16 protein-coding genes are annotated in these 16,063 nt (G+C 65.7%); 5 read left to right on the forward strand and 11 right to left on the reverse strand.

Going from position 1 to position 16,063, the window contains the following annotated elements; all coding sequences use genetic code 11:
• Positions 1–9: 9 nt before the first annotated feature.
• The 11 genes from N415_RS01270 to N415_RS01320 all read right to left on the reverse strand — a co-directional run bounded on the left by N415_RS01270 (position 10) and on the right by N415_RS01320 (position 10,599).
• Complete coding sequence (locus N415_RS01270) at positions 10–1,350, reverse strand: sugar ABC transporter substrate-binding protein (RefSeq protein WP_068176273.1); 1,341 nt, start codon at positions 1,348–1,350, stop codon at positions 10–12.
• A complete protein-coding gene (locus N415_RS01275; RefSeq protein ID WP_068176276.1) occupies positions 1,347–2,171 on the reverse strand; it encodes a carbohydrate ABC transporter permease in 825 nt (274 codons plus the stop codon). Before N415_RS01275 ends, N415_RS01270 begins: the two co-directional genes overlap by 4 nt.
• Positions 2,158–3,027: a sugar ABC transporter permease gene (locus tag N415_RS01280; RefSeq protein ID WP_152531206.1), complete on the reverse strand. Its 870-nt coding sequence runs from the start codon at positions 3,025–3,027 to the stop codon at positions 2,158–2,160. Before N415_RS01280 ends, N415_RS01275 begins: the two co-directional genes overlap by 14 nt.
• 197 nt (positions 3,028–3,224) lie before the next feature.
• Positions 3,225–3,959, reverse strand: a complete 735-nt coding sequence (locus N415_RS01285; protein WP_068176281.1) for a hypothetical protein — start codon at positions 3,957–3,959, stop codon at positions 3,225–3,227.
• A 44-nt stretch (positions 3,960–4,003) separates the two neighbouring features.
• The gene (locus N415_RS01290) at positions 4,004–4,996 is read right to left on the reverse strand and encodes an ATP-binding cassette domain-containing protein (protein ID WP_068176283.1); all 993 of its coding nucleotides are present in this window, start codon (positions 4,994–4,996) and stop codon (positions 4,004–4,006) included.
• Positions 4,997–4,998: 2 nt separating this feature from the next.
• Complete coding sequence (locus N415_RS01295) at positions 4,999–6,048, reverse strand: ABC transporter permease (RefSeq protein WP_068176286.1); 1,050 nt, start codon at positions 6,046–6,048, stop codon at positions 4,999–5,001.
• A 2-nt stretch (positions 6,049–6,050) separates the two neighbouring features.
• Positions 6,051–6,383 carry a hypothetical protein gene (locus N415_RS01300; protein ID WP_152531197.1) on the reverse strand — a complete coding sequence of 111 codons (333 nt, stop codon included), beginning with the start codon at positions 6,381–6,383 and terminating at the stop codon, positions 6,051–6,053.
• Between the two features lie 158 nt (positions 6,384–6,541).
• The gene (locus N415_RS01305) at positions 6,542–7,366 is read right to left on the reverse strand and encodes a helix-turn-helix transcriptional regulator (protein WP_239645422.1); all 825 of its coding nucleotides are present in this window, start codon (positions 7,364–7,366) and stop codon (positions 6,542–6,544) included.
• 15 nt (positions 7,367–7,381) lie between these two features.
• On the reverse strand, positions 7,382–8,215 hold the full coding sequence (locus N415_RS01310; RefSeq protein ID WP_068176294.1) for a helix-turn-helix transcriptional regulator: 834 nt from the start codon (positions 8,213–8,215) through the stop codon (positions 7,382–7,384).
• An 82-nt stretch (positions 8,216–8,297) separates the two neighbouring features.
• Positions 8,298–9,824, reverse strand: coding sequence for a wax ester/triacylglycerol synthase family O-acyltransferase (locus tag N415_RS01315; protein WP_068176297.1), 1,527 nt, complete (start codon positions 9,822–9,824; stop codon positions 8,298–8,300).
• A gap of 10 nt (positions 9,825–9,834) precedes the next feature.
• Positions 9,835–10,599: a glucose 1-dehydrogenase gene (locus N415_RS01320; RefSeq protein ID WP_068176300.1), complete on the reverse strand. Its 765-nt coding sequence runs from the start codon at positions 10,597–10,599 to the stop codon at positions 9,835–9,837.
• 362 nt (positions 10,600–10,961) lie between these two features.
• Here N415_RS01320 and N415_RS01325 point away from each other — a divergent pair, with 362 nt between their 5' ends.
• From N415_RS01325 to N415_RS01345, 5 genes are all read left to right on the forward strand, one after another.
• A complete protein-coding gene (locus N415_RS01325; protein ID WP_239645418.1) occupies positions 10,962–11,486 on the forward strand; it encodes a QsdR family transcriptional regulator in 525 nt (174 codons plus the stop codon).
• A gap of 256 nt (positions 11,487–11,742) precedes the next feature.
• Positions 11,743–12,963, forward strand: a complete 1,221-nt coding sequence (locus N415_RS01330) for an acyl-CoA dehydrogenase family protein (protein ID WP_204366804.1) — start codon at positions 11,743–11,745, stop codon at positions 12,961–12,963.
• A 13-nt stretch (positions 12,964–12,976) separates the two neighbouring features.
• Positions 12,977–14,218: a CaiB/BaiF CoA-transferase family protein gene (locus tag N415_RS01335; RefSeq protein ID WP_068176306.1), complete on the forward strand. Its 1,242-nt coding sequence runs from the start codon at positions 12,977–12,979 to the stop codon at positions 14,216–14,218.
• Entirely contained in the window at positions 14,215–14,997 is a 783-nt protein-coding gene (locus tag N415_RS01340) for a crotonase/enoyl-CoA hydratase family protein (RefSeq protein WP_068176309.1), read from the forward strand. The genes N415_RS01335 and N415_RS01340 overlap by 4 nt, the downstream gene beginning before the upstream one ends.
• Before the next feature lie 31 nt (positions 14,998–15,028).
• On the forward strand, positions 15,029–15,988 hold the full coding sequence (locus tag N415_RS01345) for a 3-hydroxyacyl-CoA dehydrogenase NAD-binding domain-containing protein (RefSeq protein WP_068176591.1): 960 nt from the start codon (positions 15,029–15,031) through the stop codon (positions 15,986–15,988).
• Positions 15,989–16,063: the final 75 nt, after the last annotated feature.

The raw sequence follows: 16,063 nt of genomic DNA on the forward strand, positions 1-16,063 counted from the left end.
GACTGGCGGTCAGCGCTGCGCGGCGGCGTTGGCCGCGGCCTGAGCCTTCCGCAGGGTCGCGGCGACATCGCCTCGACCCAAGAACATTTCGTCGAAATAGCTCTGCAGGGCTGTGTACCCCGCGGCGAAGCCGGCACCGCCCGGCGCGGGAATGCGCGGACCCTTCAGCACGGAGAAGAACGGCCGGACGTCGATGCCCTCGGCGGCCCAGTGGTCGAAGTAGACCGGCTGAGCCGACAGCACCGCGGGAATGGCGGCGCCGTCGCGGCCCAGGTAGGCGTTGCCCTCGCGGCTACCCATCCAGGCCAGCACCTGGCGCACCGCATCCGGGTGCTTGGTCGCCGAATTGCCCGCCGCGGCAATGCCGTTGGTGACGCTCACGCGGCCGACGGGGCCCGCCGGCATCATCGCCACACCCCAGCGGAAGCGCGCATCGCGGGCGACCGGTTTCAGGTTGTAGGTGCCGGACTGGAAGAGCGCCATCTTGCCGGCCAGGAACTGATTGCGGGAGAAGTCGCCGTTGTCGTTGGTGTCGGAGGCCGGCGGCGCGACGTGATCATCGTTGATGAGACGGACCAGATACCGGAAGGCCGACACCGCCGCTGGGTTGTCGAAGGCGAACTCGTCGCCGCGCTGGAACACCCCACCCGCCGAACCGATGTAGTTCAGGTAGATGCCCTGGGGGTCGTTGGCCGCGTTGTATCCCCACTGCCGGACCCGTCCGGCGTCGAAACGCGCTGTGCCCGCGGCATTTCCGTCGGTGTCGAGGGTCAGCCGGGACAGCAGGGGGCGCAGCGTGTCGCTGTCGCCGGTGGCGCTCCACCGCAAGTCGTCGAGTTGGGCGGGATCGACTCCGGCCGCCGCGAGCAGGTCCGCGTTGTAATACAGCGCGATCCCGCCGTCGGTCAGCTGCGGCACACCCCACAGCACCCCGCCGCGGGTGAACTGCTCCACCACCGCCGGATCCCAGTCGGCCTTGGCATCCGGGCCCAGCATCTGGCCGACGTCGAGCAACCGGCCGTCGTCGGCGTAGGCGGCGAGGTACGCGTTGGACACCCAGAAGATGTCGTCGGCGCTGCCGCCCGCGACGTCGGTGCGCAGCGTGTTGAAGTACGTCGAATACGCAACGATGTTGGTGCGGACCTCGATATCGCGATGCGTGCGGTTGAACTCCGCGAATGACTGCTGATATGCCGCGGCGATCTGGTCAGCCCAGACGCGCACCTTGATGACGATCTTGCCGCCGTGGGGTTCGGCGGAATAGTCCAACAGCACGGCCATCGCAGCCAGCAGCGCCGCCACCAACGCCAGGGCCCCGGCGACGAGTGTCGATGAGCGGGGCCTGGTCATTTGAGCCCCGAGACGACGATCGACGCGACGATGTGGCGTTGGAAGCCGACGAACAGCGTGATCAGCGGGACGATCGCCAGCGTCGTCGCCGCCATCACCAACGTCCACTGGGAGTTGAACCGCGACTGCAGATCTGCCGTCGCCACGGTAAGCACCCGCCACTTGTGTCCGCTGGTGATCACCAGCGGCCACATGAAGTTGTTCCATTGCGAGACCACCGTGATCAACGTCAACGCGGCCAGCACCGGACGGCTGGCGGGGATCACTACGTGCACGATCACGTCCAGGGTGTTGGCCCCGTCGAGGCGCGCGGCGTTGATCAAGTCGTTCGGGATGATGCGAAAGTGCTCGCGCAGCAGGAAAATCGCGTACGGCGAGCCGAACATGAACGGCAGCACCAACGCCCAGAACGTGTTCCGCAGGCCCAGCTGCGCCATCATCAGATACATCGGCACCACTGTGACCGTTGCCGGCACCATCAGCGTGGCGATGTAGACCCAGAACAGCGCGTCGCGCCCGGGGAAATGCAGGCGCGCGAACGCGTATCCGGCCAGCACCGAAAACGTCAGCTGGCCCAGCAGGATCACGGCCGTCATCAGCGCGGTCACCGCCGCCGCCCGGCCGAACCCGGCGCCGCCCAGGTCGGAGTAGTTGGCCAGCGTGGGCGGCCGCGGCAGTTGCAGCGGCGTGCCGGTGGCGAACTGGTGCGCCGAGGTGAAGGAGGTCAGCAACCCAAGTGCGAACGGCGCCAACGTGATCAGCGCGCCCACCGTCAGCCCGGCGTAGATGGCGACGTTGATGAGGCGGCTAGACGAGGTCATAGCTGATCCGCCGCCGGAAGTAGAGGTGCTGCACGACCGTGACCCCGATCAGGATGACGAACAGCACCACCGCCATCACTGATGCCCGACCGATCGCCGCCGCCCCGAACGCCTCGGCGTAGATGCGATGCGCGACCAGGTCGGTGCTGTTGCCCGGGCCCCCGCCGGTCAGGGCGTACACCATGTCGAAAACCTGTGCGGTGCTGACGATCCCGGTCACCAGGACGAAAAACATCGTCGGGCGCAGCATGGGCAGGGTGATGCGCCAGAACCGTTGCCACGCGTTGGCGCCGTCGGTGCGCGCGGCCGCGTGGATGTCGTCGGGAATGGCCAACAGGCCCGCCAGGAACGACAGCGAGACGTACCCGACGTTGGTCCACACCACGACGGCCGACACCAGCGGCAGCGCGAAGCTGGGGTCGGAGAGCCACCCGATGCTGTGGCCCAGTACCGCGCTGACGGCCCCGTCGGTGGGGGCCAGGATCCAGCGCCACAGCACCGCGATCGCTAGCGGCGCGCAGATCCAGGGCAGCACGTACACGGTGCGGAACAGCCCGGTCCCGGGGAGTCGGCGGGCGAGCATGGAGGCGGCCAGCAGCCCGAGGATGGTCTGCGCGGGAACCACGATCGCGACGAAGACGGCGGTGACGACCAGCGAGTTGGCGAAGCCGGAATCGGTCAGCACCGACCGCCAGTTGGCCAGCCCCACATAGCGCAGCGGGCCCAGCAGGTCCCACCGGTAGAGGCTGAGCCAGATCACCACGAGGATCGGCAGCAGCAAAAAGGCGAGCACGCCGAACAGGCTGGGTGCCAGCAGGGCGTAGCCCAGCGCGGTGGATCGCGGCTGTTTCCTCAGCACGGCGCTGGCCATGAAGGTAATTAAAGCGGGCCGCCCGGCGCAGTCGATACGGCGGAGCCGCGACACGCAAAAGGGGAATTGGTCCGGCTGCGAGGTAGGTGCCCGCCAGGTCGGCTCTAACCAGGTCAGATCGGGTTTCTGGGCAACCGATCACCTTTGCGGCGACGAGGCGACCCCTGACCGTCGGTCGCTTGTCAGTTCAGCTCGACGTCGCTTACGTCGATGGAAACCATGAGCTCGTCGGGCAAAAGTCGGCCGTCCGCATCGCAGCGGTATGCCCGTCGCTTCGACGGCAGCTTGATCCCCTCGGCCTCCACGATGTCGTAGACGTATTGAATCGCAGAGAACCCACCTGCGACGTCGACGCGGTAGTCGTGACGGCGGAGCAGATAGTCACTGCCGAAGTAGAACTCCTGCACGAGGCTGTGGCTGGCGAACTGGTTTGGGAATCGCGCCTGCAGTCCAAACCAGCGCTCGCCGTGGTCCTCGATCGGATCGATTTCGGCGACGGTGAATCCGTCCAGCGTCATGAAGAACGGAGTGGTCAAATACGTCCACAGGGCGTACCCGTTGAAGTAGGCGCGTTGCAACGGATCCCACGGCGTTGTGAGCTCGTGGCCGGCGAAAGATTCGCGCGGGTTGATTCGTTCGGCGACTACGCGACCGTCAAGCTTTTCGATGGCGACCCGTTGCGGTGTGAAGTCGGTCTTCTGGTCTGGAGCGCCGAACGGTTGCACGGAAGCCCATTCGCGTTGTAGCGCAACCGTCATTCTTCGCGGCGACGGATCCTGCGGCTGGCCCTTGATCTCCCATAGCTTGCCGCCGCTGACGATAGTCGCCTCCATCGAGCTGAATTGGCGCCAGCGATCAAGCCCGCCGTGTGCCGCGAGCACGGCCTCAAGCAAGTCGATTCCTGCCTCGGCGGACACCGTTCGATCGTAGCGGCCGAAAAGGCCAGATATTTCCTAGACGCTTAATCCAGGGCCAGCTCGCGCCCCTCGCTGAGCCCCGGTCCGGCCGCGGCGCCGAAACGTTGCCGGAACGCCGGAACGCTGTAGCCGATGACCGCGGCGTTGGTGCGGGCGCGCACGGTCGCCGACCGCGGCAGGCCGAATACCGGACCGACCTCGCCGAAGTAGTCGCCGGCCCTGGCCACCCGTAGCAGTTCTTGTCCGCCGCTGGGTCGTTGGCGAATGATCTCGAGTTCTCCCTCGGAGACCGTGTAGATCAGATCAGCCAGCGCGCCTTGATTGAACAAGATCGTCCCCGCTTTGAGCTGAATCGTTTCGTGTGCGCGGTTGATCAACGTGGTCGTCGGCACCATCTCGATCACACGGTCGGCCAGCGGTAGCAAGCGCGGGTCGTGGGTGGCGACGACGACCATACGATCACCGGACGCGAGGCTGCGGATGAGCTTGAGCATCTCCTCGACCTGAAGGTAATCAAGATGTGCGGTCGGTTCGTCGGCCAGGATCAGCGGCGGATCGAGGGCGATCGCGCGCGCCACGGCGACGCGTTGTTGTTGGCCGCCGCTCAGGTCACCGGGACGATGGGTCATCCTGTCCTGCAAGCCAACACGGGTCAGCAGCTCCTCGGCGCGCTCACGTGCGGCGCGGCGCGAAACCCTGGCTGCGCGGAGCGGCACAAGGACATTCTCCAGCGCCGTCAGGCTTGGCACCAGGTTGAACGCCTGGAACACGATGCCGACCTTGTGGCGCCGGTATCGCGACATTGCTCGGCGGTTGAGCGAGGTCACGTCCACGTCGCCGACGGTGATTGACCCCGACGTGGGTGTCAGGAGCGCGCCCAGGGACGACAGCAACGTAGTCTTTCCGCAGCCACTAGGGCCGAGCAGGATCGTCAACGAGCCGGCTTCGAGTTCGAGGTTGAGGCCGTCGATCGGGCGGATGGCATTACCGCCGCTGGAGTATTCGACGACTAGGTTCTGAACGCGTACACCGGTCATGATTACGGACCTCCAAATGCGAGAGCGGGATCGACGGTGGCGGCCCGACGGACCGCCGTGGCGCTGGCGAGCAGACCCACCCCGACTGCGATCACCGCGAGGAGCGGGTAGGCCGCGGCTGGCTCGATGACGTTCATCGGGAACAGCGGTGCGAGCAGGCGTGAAAGTCCGGCGCCGAAGGCGGCAGCAAGGATCGCCACGACGATCGCCTGCAACACCAGGCCGGCCAGGACCGATCGCGTCGAGACGCCGATCGCCTTGAAGACCGCGAAGTCTCGCATGCGCTCCAGCGCGGACAAATAGACCACGCCGCCCACGATCAACGCCGCAACGATCCACAGCAGAATGGCGACGATCCTGATCGCCTGGACCGCTATTCTGGTCGGCCGCATCAGGTCGTCCACCGCAACGTTGCGGTTGACCACCCGGTAGCCGTCGGGAACTTGCGACAATGTGCCACGGATCCCGATCGATGAGATGAGGGGCTGACCGCCGAACTCCGACTGTTGTATACCCTCGGTCGTCACAAAGAGGTTCGGTGTCTTTGCCAGCGAGGTGGAATCGTTCACGATGCCGACGATCAGCAGCTTGCGCGATCCGACCTCGAGCTGATCGCCGATTCGGCGTCCAATGGTGCTCGTCACTGCCAGCTCGTCGGGGCTTGACGGTGCCCTGCCCTCGGACATCGCGGGCATACCCGGGCCGCCCGCCGGTGCGCCGAACATGGCCCCGGGGTGCGTCGAGTCGCCGCTTTTGAACGTCGCCCCCTTGTACGCCAGGGGCGCCGCGGCCACCACGCCCGGGGTGGCGGCGACCACTTGCAGTTCAGCCGCCGGGAACGGTGCCGAGCCCAGGAATGGGCCGGTCGCACCGGATTTGATCAGGAACATGTCGACTCCGAGGGAATCGACGGTGCGCTCATCCTCTACGCGGAACCCGTTGGCGAGCCCGGTGAGGACGAGGGTCATTGCGAATACCAGGCCGGTGACGACGATCGCGATTACGAATCGCCAAACGCGCCAACGCATGTCGCGTAATGCGGTGAATGGCATGTTCAGCGCCAACCTTTCTCAAATTGTCCGAAGGTCTCGTACGCTTGCGCGGCGACGACGGAGCGCTTTGGCCGTTCGGAGACACCCGCGGCATATAAGGCGATGAGCAACCCAACGCCGGCCACAGCAGCGGTGGTCGTTGGTAGGACCTGGAGCCACTGAGTGTGGAGCTGCGCTGTGCCCCGCGCAGTGATGCGTGTCAGAAACGCCAGGGCATCAGCGATATCCGTGAGGGAATGCTTGAGGGCCTTCGTCGCGGTTAGTCGAACGAAGCCCGAACTGACGGCCACCGCCCGATGCAGCCGGTCGGCGCCGGGCATGGCTGTCGCGGTCATGGCATCCTCATCGTCGTGGTCTTGGTGTTGCATCAACGATGACTGCGCGGACCACAAGGTGGGGATGCCGTACTTATCCCCAGTAGTGACAGGGACAGGATTGCGTTGAGATGGTCCCCAAAAGATTCCCAGCCGCCCCTGGCTTAGCCGACGAGAGCCTAGCCAGCCGGGTCCGCCAGCGATCGGAGTTTCTCGAGCGCTCTGGCGGAGTCGCTACCGGATTCGGCGTGATAGATGAGCAGATGCTGCCCAGCGGCGTTCGGGACATGCGGGACGATGAGCTGGTTCCGAGACAAGTAGAGGTCCCCGACCAGCGGATGGCGCAGGTGCATGACTCCCAACCGGTAACCCACGTTCGCGCGCGCCCAAGCTTCGCGGAAATAGGGACTGGCGGAGGATAATTCGGCGATCAATGTCTGCATGCGGGGGTCGTCGGGAACCGCTCCGGCGAGTTCCCGTAAACCACCGACCGCTGCGTCGACCGCGTCCTCCCAATCGACGTAGAGCTCCCGCGCCGCCGGGTCTAACAGGCGCCAGCGCAGGAAGTTTTGTCCAGGTGCAAATCCCGGCGACAGCACCCGCGCGATCGCATTGGCGGCCAGCACATCTTGGTATCTGCTGGCCACGATTGCCGGGAACGGCATCTGATCGATCACTTCGTCCAGCCCCTCGGCCGCCGCGTCCAGAACGGAATGATCCCAATGGCTGATGATGGGATTGGCCAGCTGGTGCAGATACCGCGTGGCCTTGATGTCCAGTCGCAGGGCCTGCGCTAGCGCATCGACAACCTGGGGCGACGGATGTTTGTCGCGGCCAACCTCTAGCCGCAGGTAGTACTCGGCGCTGATGCCCGCCAGCATCGCCAGCTCCTCGCGGCGCAGCCCCGCAACGCGCCGGCGCGTGCCAGGAACCAGCCCGACTTCCGCCGGGTGCACCTGCTGGCGCCGCGCACGCAGGTAGTCGCCGAGCGCATTACCCTTCACCGCCAATGTCCGCGCCTATCCATCCGGGGGAGCACTCGTGGACGCGGTGAGGGATCGCAGTTTTTCTAGCGCGCGGGCGGAGTCGCTGCCCGGCTCGGCGCGATACATGATCACGTGGTCCCCACCGGGATACGGGGCGTTGAGCCGGTGGCGGTGCAGATATAGCTCGCCGACCAGGGGATGCCGGAGGTGGTGGATTCCCAAACGGTAACCCACGTCCGCGCGGGACCAGAGTTCGCGGAAACGTGGGCTCGCTGAGGACAATTCGGCGACAAACGCCTGCAGGCGGGCATCGTTGGGACAGGGGCCGGCGAGTTCCCGTAGTCCATTCACTGCCATCTCGGTCGCGTCGTCCCAGTCAACGTAGAGCTCTCGGGCGGCGGGATCGAGTAGGCGCCAGCGCAGGAAGTTTTCTCCCGGTGTGAACCCCGGTGACAGGGCTCGGGCGAGCGTATTTGCCGCCAATACATCTTGGTACCTGTTGGCTAGGAATGCCGGCATCGGAAAGTCGTCGATCAATTCGGCTAGGGCGTAGGCTCGCGCTTCCGGATCGGAGGTATGACCCCCGGGGGGTGCACCCCCCAGTTGCTGCAGATACTGCGTGGCTTTGGCGTCCAGCCGTAGGGCGCGCGCTAGCGCGTCAACAACCTGAGGCGATGGGTGCTTGTCGCGACCTACCTCCAGGCGCAGGTAGTACTCGGCGCTAATGCCCGCCAACATTGCCAGCTCCTCGCGGCGCAAACCCGCGACGCGCCGCCGCGCGCCGGGAACCAGCCCGACATCCTCGGGCCGTATTTGCTGGCGACGCGCGCGCAGGAAATCTCCCAGCGCATTGGCCTCCGTGGCCATCGTTCGAGCTTAAACCCTAGGTGCCGAAGTGTTCCGCATTATGCGGATGTGGGCGGCAGCAAGCTGCACCGGTGTTTGCTGTTCAGCAGATGTCATCGGCCTGGGCGCGTCTGACAGGCCCGCGCCGAGGGTGGGGCGGCGGCGGGGGTTGCAGCCATTTGGCTCCGCTGGCTTCGAACAGCCGGGCGATCTCGTCGATGTGCATGTCGGCGAGATCCCACACGTCGGGCACCAGGTCGCGGTCGACGATAAAGCCGAAGTCGAGTCGGTCGAGGTAACTCACCACCGTGATGTTCAGGCCTTGGCCGTCGGTGACGATCGACACCGGGAACTGATGGCACAGTTGCGCGCCCGCGAAATACAAGGGCTGGCGCGGCCCGGGAACATTCGAGATCACCAGGTTGAACGGCTGCGCAACCCGGTTAGCCAACCGCAGCCGCGACGCGAGTCGCACCGCCGAAGTCGCGAGCACCGGTGCGGAGAACTGGGTGAGGTCGACGAGTTCGTCGGCCGGCACCATATCGAGTGTGCGCTTGGCGTTTCGCATCGCCTGGCTACACCGGGCGACGCGTTCCAGCGGGTCGCCGCAATCGGTGGGCAACTCGGCGACGAGGGCCGAAACGCGGTTGGTCCACGGGTCGTCCTCGTCGCCGGTGCGGGTCGACACCGGCACCATAGCCCGCAGCGGACGATCGGGCAGCGCGTCATGAGACAGCAGATACTGGCGAAGCCCGCCCGCGCAGATGGCCATCACGATGTCGTTGACCGTGCCGCCTGTCGCGTTCTTGAGCGCCTTCACATTTTCCAAAGACGTTGTGCGCATGGCGAATCGGCGCTGACCCGTGATCGTCTTGTTCCATGGGGTCGGCGGTGCCTGAGTGGTAGGTAAGGTAATGCGCGGCCCGTCGCGGCCGCCGACTCGGGCGATTGCCTTGGCCGCCGCCCCGGTGCGGCCGGCCGCGCCGCTGATGCTGTTGACGCCCGCCACGTCGGCAACCTTGCGTACCAGCCGCGCTTCAACCCGCAACGCTCGGACGGGATTTAGTGCCAGCCGGGTTGCCGTGCGCCGCAACAGGTCCACGGTGCCCGGAAGAGGTTCGGCGTCCCACGCGGGGCTCTCGCCCGGCGGTGGGGCTTCGGGGTCGGGATCGGTCATGATCTGCAGCATCAGTTGTCCGGCAGCCCCATCGATGGTGGCGTGGTGGTACTTGGTGAGCAGCGCCCACCGTCCGCTGTGGAGGCCGTCGATAACGTAGACCTCCCATAGAGGACGGGTCCGGTCCATGGGCCGACCAACGATGCGGGACACCTGGTCGGCCAGCTGGTCGACCATGCCGGGCTTGGCCAAATGGATCTCCCTGATATGGAAATCGAGGTCCAGATCGGGGTCGGCCACCCAGTACGGATGGTCGAGCCCGAAGGGCACCTCGACGAGGCGGCGGAGCGGCTCGAGCTCGCCGACCATCGAGGCGAACTTGGCGTAGACGGCCTGGTACGGGTCGAAGTCCGCACTGGGCCGCTCGAAGATCATCAGGCCCGTGACGTGCCCGAACGTTGTCGGCGTCTCCAGGTACAGAAACGTCGCGTCCAGGCCGCTGAGTTGCTTCACGAATGGCTCCCTAGTTGGTCAGCATTCCGCCTTCGACGGGCAGCGTGATTCCGGTGACGTAGCTGCTGGCGTCGCTGGCAAGGAATAACAGTGCGGCGCTGAGTTCTTCGGGCTCACCCAGACGCCGGCACAGTGTGCGCGGCACGATCATGGAGTCGAAGTACTCGGGCTCAAATTGGTCAGTCATCTCGGATGCGAAGTAGCCTGGCGCGATTGCGTTTACGCGGATGCCCCGGCGCCCGGTCCATTGCTGGGCAAGGTCTCGGGTCAACCCGATCAACCCCGCCTTGGAGGACGCGTAGGCGGCCTGCGGCAGACCGGCGGTGGTCAAGCCCAGCACGCTGCTGACGTTGATGATCGAGCTTCCCGGCTGCATCACGCGGCCACATTCCTGCGCCATCCAGTAACAGCCGTTGAGATTGAGATCGATGACCGACCGGAACTGCTCGGGGGTCTCGCGAGTGGCCGGCACGGCCGTTCCGATCCCGGCATTGTTCACCAGGATGTCCACCCGCCCGAATTCGTCCATCGCGGCGCGCACCAGCGCGTGGCAGTCGCCGGGGTCGGTCACATCAGTTCGGACCGCGACGGCTTTTCGGCCCGCGGCCTCGACCAGCGCACGGGTCTCCTCCAAGCGGTCGACGCGCCGGGCGCCGAGCACCACGTCGGCGCCCGCTTCGGCCAGCGCCTGCGCGAACGCGACTCCGAGCCCACTGGACGCGCCGGTGACGACGGCGACGCGGTCGTCGATACGAAACCGATCAAGCACGGGCATAGCAATACTCCTTTACTGAGGCGTTCCCCCACAGTATGCAACGGATCGACTAAATGTTGCATAGATGCGACTGATAAGAGACTGATCTCACAGCACCATGGCGGCGCGAGTATCATCATTTCGGGGTTCAGAGGTCGCCGATACTCGTAACCCGTTTTGATATCGGCTAATTCAGTGGTCGGCGGATGTCATGGCGCACACCGTCCCGTCCCGCCGCACATCTAGCTAATCTGCAACGTCCGGTAGTATGATGCACAGGTCCGAGGAGGTCCACGATCGCCGAAACACCCCTATCCCGCATGTTGGCCGAGGAGCGCAAGCCTGACGCGTTAGACGCGTTCCGGGTGGCCCGGCGGTGGTTCATGGCCGGGCGCCGCATCGAGATGCAGGAACTTGCGGCCGACCTCGGTGTAAACCGCGCGACCCTGTTTCGTTGGGTCGGCGGTCGCGACGACCTGCTCGGGGAGATTCTGTGGTCCCTGGCGGAACCGGCCCTCTCCACCGCCGTCGAGGCTTCCGACGGCACTGGCGCGCAGCGCATCACCGGCGCGATCGGTGGCTTCGCTGCCATGGTCGACCAAGCCGACTTCCTTCGGGAGTTCGTCCGGCGAGAGCCGGAACGTGCGCTGCGAATTCTCACGACGGGCGCGGGTACCGTTCAGGCGCGTCTGGTGGGCGCCATCGAGACGCTATTGAATGACGAGGTCGCAGGGGACAACCTGCGTTCGCCGCTTCCGCCGCGCGACCTGGCCTACCTCATCGTCCGGATCGTCGAATCTTTCCTCTACGCCGAGTTCATTACCGGCGAGCGAGCCGACATCGCGATGGCGGAGTTGGCCGTCGGGGCACTCCTCGGACGCGCAGATTCCGATTCCGGTCACGGTTAAAGCCCACGCGTACAACGCATTTGACAAATTCAGCGTCGGCTACCGCGCCGAATAGGCGCCGGGCTGCTCCGCAACGCCCCGGCGTTCGCCGCCACCGCTGAGCCTGTCCCTGCCAGTACCGGGGATAAGCGCGGTATCCCGACCTCGCCCACGACGGGCTGATGGTGAATGCATGGCCTGGCCGATCGACCAACCGGCGAATCAGCAAGCGGCCGCAAGGGTGAGAACTTGCCCACCACCGAAAAGAGAGGACACCATGACCGTCAAAGTCACGTTGCCGTCAACGCACCAGCCGTATCTGGAGCCGGGGCAGCTGCCGGCCGACTTCTACAACTACGAAGAGCTGCTGTCGGACGCGGAGCGGGAGAAGGTCCACCGCATACGCGAATTCTTCCGCGCCGAAGCCACGCCGATCGTCGACGGCTACTGGGCACGGGCCGAGTTCCCGTTCGAGCTCGTCAAGGGATTCGCGACGCTGGGTCTGCTGGATTGGGCCGATCCCGACTCGTTGGAGCCCGCACCGAGCAACCTGATGACGGGCATCACCGCGATGGAGATGGCGCACGCCGATCCATCGCTCTCGGTGTTCTTCGGCGTGCATAGCGGGCTTGCGATGGGCAGCATCCTCACCTGCGGGTCCGGAGAGCAGAAGCGCCGCTGGCTGCCCGCGATGAGCCGGTTCGAGAAGATCGGCGCCTTCGCGTTGACCGAGCCGCACGGCGGCTCGGATGTGGCGGGTGGCATGGAGACCACCGCGCGTCGCGACGGTGACGAGTGGGTGCTCAACGGCGCCAAGCGCTGGATCGGCAACGCCACCTTCGCCGACGTGGTCGTCGTGTGGGCTCGCGACGTCGAGACCAACCGCGTGCTGGGCTTCGTCGCCGAGAAGGGCACCCCCGGGTTCACCGCGACCAAGATCGAGAACAAGTTCGCGCTGCGCATCGTGCAGAACGCCGACATCGTGCTCGACGAGTGCCGGGTTCCCGAAGCCAACCGGCTGCAGAACGCGAACTCGTTCCGCGACACCGCGGAGATCCTGCGCCGGACGCGCAGCGGGGTGGCATGGCAGGCGGTCGGCGTCCAGTTCGCCGCCTACGAGCTCGCGCTGCAGTACGCGAAGGAGCGGACGCAGTTCGGCAAGCCGATCGGAAAATTCCAGCTGGTTCAGGACCTGCTCGTGAAGATGCTCGGCAACGCCACGGCGTGCGCGGGGATGATGGTGCGCCTCGCCCAGCTGCAACACGAGGGTGTCTACCGCGACGAGCAGTCGGCGCTCGCCAAGGCCTACTGCTGCTCGCGGATGCGCGAGACCGTGCACTGGGCGCGGGAATTGTTCGGCGGCAACGGCATTGTGCTCGACTACAACATCGGCCGCTTCGTGGCCGACTCCGAGGCCCTGTACTCCTACGAGGGCACCCGCGAGATGCAGACGCTGATCGTCGCAAAGTCCGTCACCGGCCTGAGCGCGTTCGTTTAAGGAGACGACAACCATGACAACGCAATCAACGCAACTCGTGTTTTCCGGCCTGAAGGTCGTTGAGCTCGCCAGCTTTATCGCCGCGCCAGCGGCAGCGACGATGCTGTCGGACTTCGGCGCCGACGTCATCAAGGTCGAGGCGCCGGGGATGGGCGATCCGCAGCGGCTGCTGAGCTCGGTCCCACCGAGCCCGGCGGCGCTCGGCAACTACAGCTGGCACTTGGCGAATCGCAACAAGCGAGGGATGTCGATCAACCTCAAGTCCGAGGGCGGCACGAAGATCCTCAAGCGCCTCGTCGAATGGGCCGACGTGTTGATCACCAACTTCCCGCATGGCACCCGCGAGGGGCTGCACCTGGGCTATGAGGAGGTGTCGTCCTGGAACCCGCGGATCATCTACGCCGACATCACGGGATTCGGCGATGCGGGCCCGGACGCCAGACTGCCCGGATTCGACCTGACCGCCTTCTGGTCGCGCAGCGGGCTGCTGGCCTCGACCCGCGACGCCGGCGCACCGCCGACGTCACCGCCTTGGGGCAGTGGCGATTACACCACCGCCGTCGCGATCTACGGTGCGATCACCACCGCGCTGTATCACCGCGAACGCACGGGGCGCGGTGCGAACGTCGGCACCTCGCTGCTCGCCACGGGTGTGTGGGCGACGGGAACGCTGGTGTCGGCGGCGTTGGCCGGCGGTAAGCCGTACGAACTGAATGACCGTAACAAGCCGGTCAACGCTTTGACGAATCCGTACGAGTGCGGTGACGGTCGCTGGATCATGTTGGCGGCCAAGCGATCGGCTTTTTCGGTATTGGCCAGCGCCATCGGGCGGTCGGACCTATTGTCCGATCCCCGCTTCAGCGACGGCGAGGCCGTCAGCACCCACGCCGGTGAATTGGCGACTCTGCTCGAAACCGAATTCCGCGCCCAACCCCTGGCGCATTGGAAAGAGGTCCTCGACAAGGCTCGCATTCCCTACGGCATCATCCAGACGCCCGAGGAGGCGGCCCGGGATCCGCAGCTGCGTGCCGCAGGGATCGTCGTGCCGATCGAGGGTGCGGCGGACCTGGAGTACACCGTCAACAACCCACTCACCCTTCGCGGAATGGCGCGGGTTCCGGCGCGGCGTGCACCGGAGCACGGGGAGCACAACGCGGAAATTCTCGTGCAGCTCGGCTTCACTGTCGACGAAATCATCCAGTTAGAAGCCCACGGAGCGGTTCCCTTTGCCGCAGAACAGGAGACAGCGAAATGACCACAACCGAACTATCGACGGAGCTGGTGCTCACCGAGCGCCAGGACACCGTTCTGACGATCACCATCAATCGCCCGGCGCAGCGCAACGCCATCAGCCGGCAAGTCGCGATCGAACTGGCGTCCGCGTTGGATCTGCTGGATTCCGATCCGTCGCTTTCGGTGGGTATTCTCACCGGCGCCGGTGGCACGTTCAGCGCGGGAATGGATCTGAAGGCGTTCGCCAACGGACAGACCCCGATCCTTCCCGGTCGAGGATTCGGCGGGCTCACCCGGGCGATCGTGCAAAAGCCGTTGATCGCTGCGGTCGAAGGATGGGCGCTCGGCGGTGGCTTTGAGATGGCCCTGTCGTGCGATCTGATCGTCGCGGCGCGGGATGCCAAATTCGGTTTGCCCGAAGTGAAACGGGGACTCATCGCCGGCGAGGGCGGCGTCATCCGTCTTCCGCAGCGCATCCCGTACCACGTCGCCGTCAAGGTGTTGCTCACCGGCGAGCCGATCTGGGCCGTCGAAGCGAAGGCGTACGGGCTCGTCAGCGAGCTGACCGAATCCGGGGCCGCATTGGCAGGGGCGCAACAGCTCGCCCAGCGCATCGCGGTCAACGCGCCGCTCGCGCTGGCAAGAGTCAAGAAGGTGCTGCGCGAAACGCAGGGTCTCGATGACGCCGAGGCGTTCACCCGGCAAGACAAAGACGCGCACGGGCTGCTTGACACCGAAGACGCCCACGAAGGAGCGCTGGCATTCGCCGAAAAACGTGCACCCGTCTGGCGCGGGCGCTGACGACAAAACCGAACCAAAAGGAGCAACGATCATGAGCACACAAAAGCCAGTGCGGCGCATAGCAATCGTCGGTACCGGCACCATCGGCGCGAGTTGGGCGACCCACTACCTCGCCCGCGGCTTCGATGTCACCGCCACCGATCCCGCGCCGGGCGCCGAGGCGGCGCTGCGGTCTTACGTCGAGAGTGCATGGGCGGGCGTCAAGACACTGGGACTGGCGCCGGGTGCCTCACCGGACCGCCTGAAGTTCACCTCCGACCTGCCGGCGGCCCTCGCGGACGCCGACTTCGTTCAGGAAAACGCGCCGGAGCGCCCGGAACTGAAAGTCAAGCTGTTCGCTGACATCGACGCCGCCACACCGCCGGAGGCAATCATCGCCTCGAGTTCGTCGGGCATCACGATGAGCGTTATGCAGGCCGAGTGCCTGCATCCGGAGCGGACCGTCATCGGGCACCCCTTCAACCCTCCGCATGTGATCCCGCTTGTGGAGGTCGTCGGCGGGACGAGGACCGCTCCGGAGACGATCCACGACGCGATGGTGTTCTACGCCTCCATCGGCAAGAAGCCCATTCACCTGAAGAAGGAGCTGCCCGGTCACGTGGCCAACCGCCTCCAGTCGGCGCTGTATCGGGAAGTGGTTTACCTGATCGGTCAGGGAGTGCTCGACGTCGCCGACGCCGACGACGCGGTGTCGTGGGGCCCCGGGCTGCGCTGGGGCGTCATGGGACCCAACCTGCTGTGGCACCTCGGGGGCGGTCAGGGCGGCATCCAGCACTTCATGGACCACCTGATGCCGCGCATGGCCGCCGGGTGGCCAGGTTTGGGTAACCCGGAGCTGACCCTGGAGCTCCAGCAAAAGATCGTCGACGGCGTTCTCGAGGAGGCGGACGGCCAATCGATCGACGAGCTTGCTGCACAGCGCGACGAAATGCTGTTCGGGCTGCTGGCCGTGCGCGCCGATTACGGTTCGGCTCCGGCGACTACCGCTTGAACACCCTGGGATGCAAGGAGAAAGCGATGCTGAGCCTGGTGTACGGGCCCCTGGCACTGATGTCGATCATCCTCG

It is taken from the genome of Mycobacterium sp. UM_CSW (assembly GCF_000455205.1).
Lineage (GTDB): Bacteria > Actinomycetota > Actinomycetes > Mycobacteriales > Mycobacteriaceae > Mycobacterium.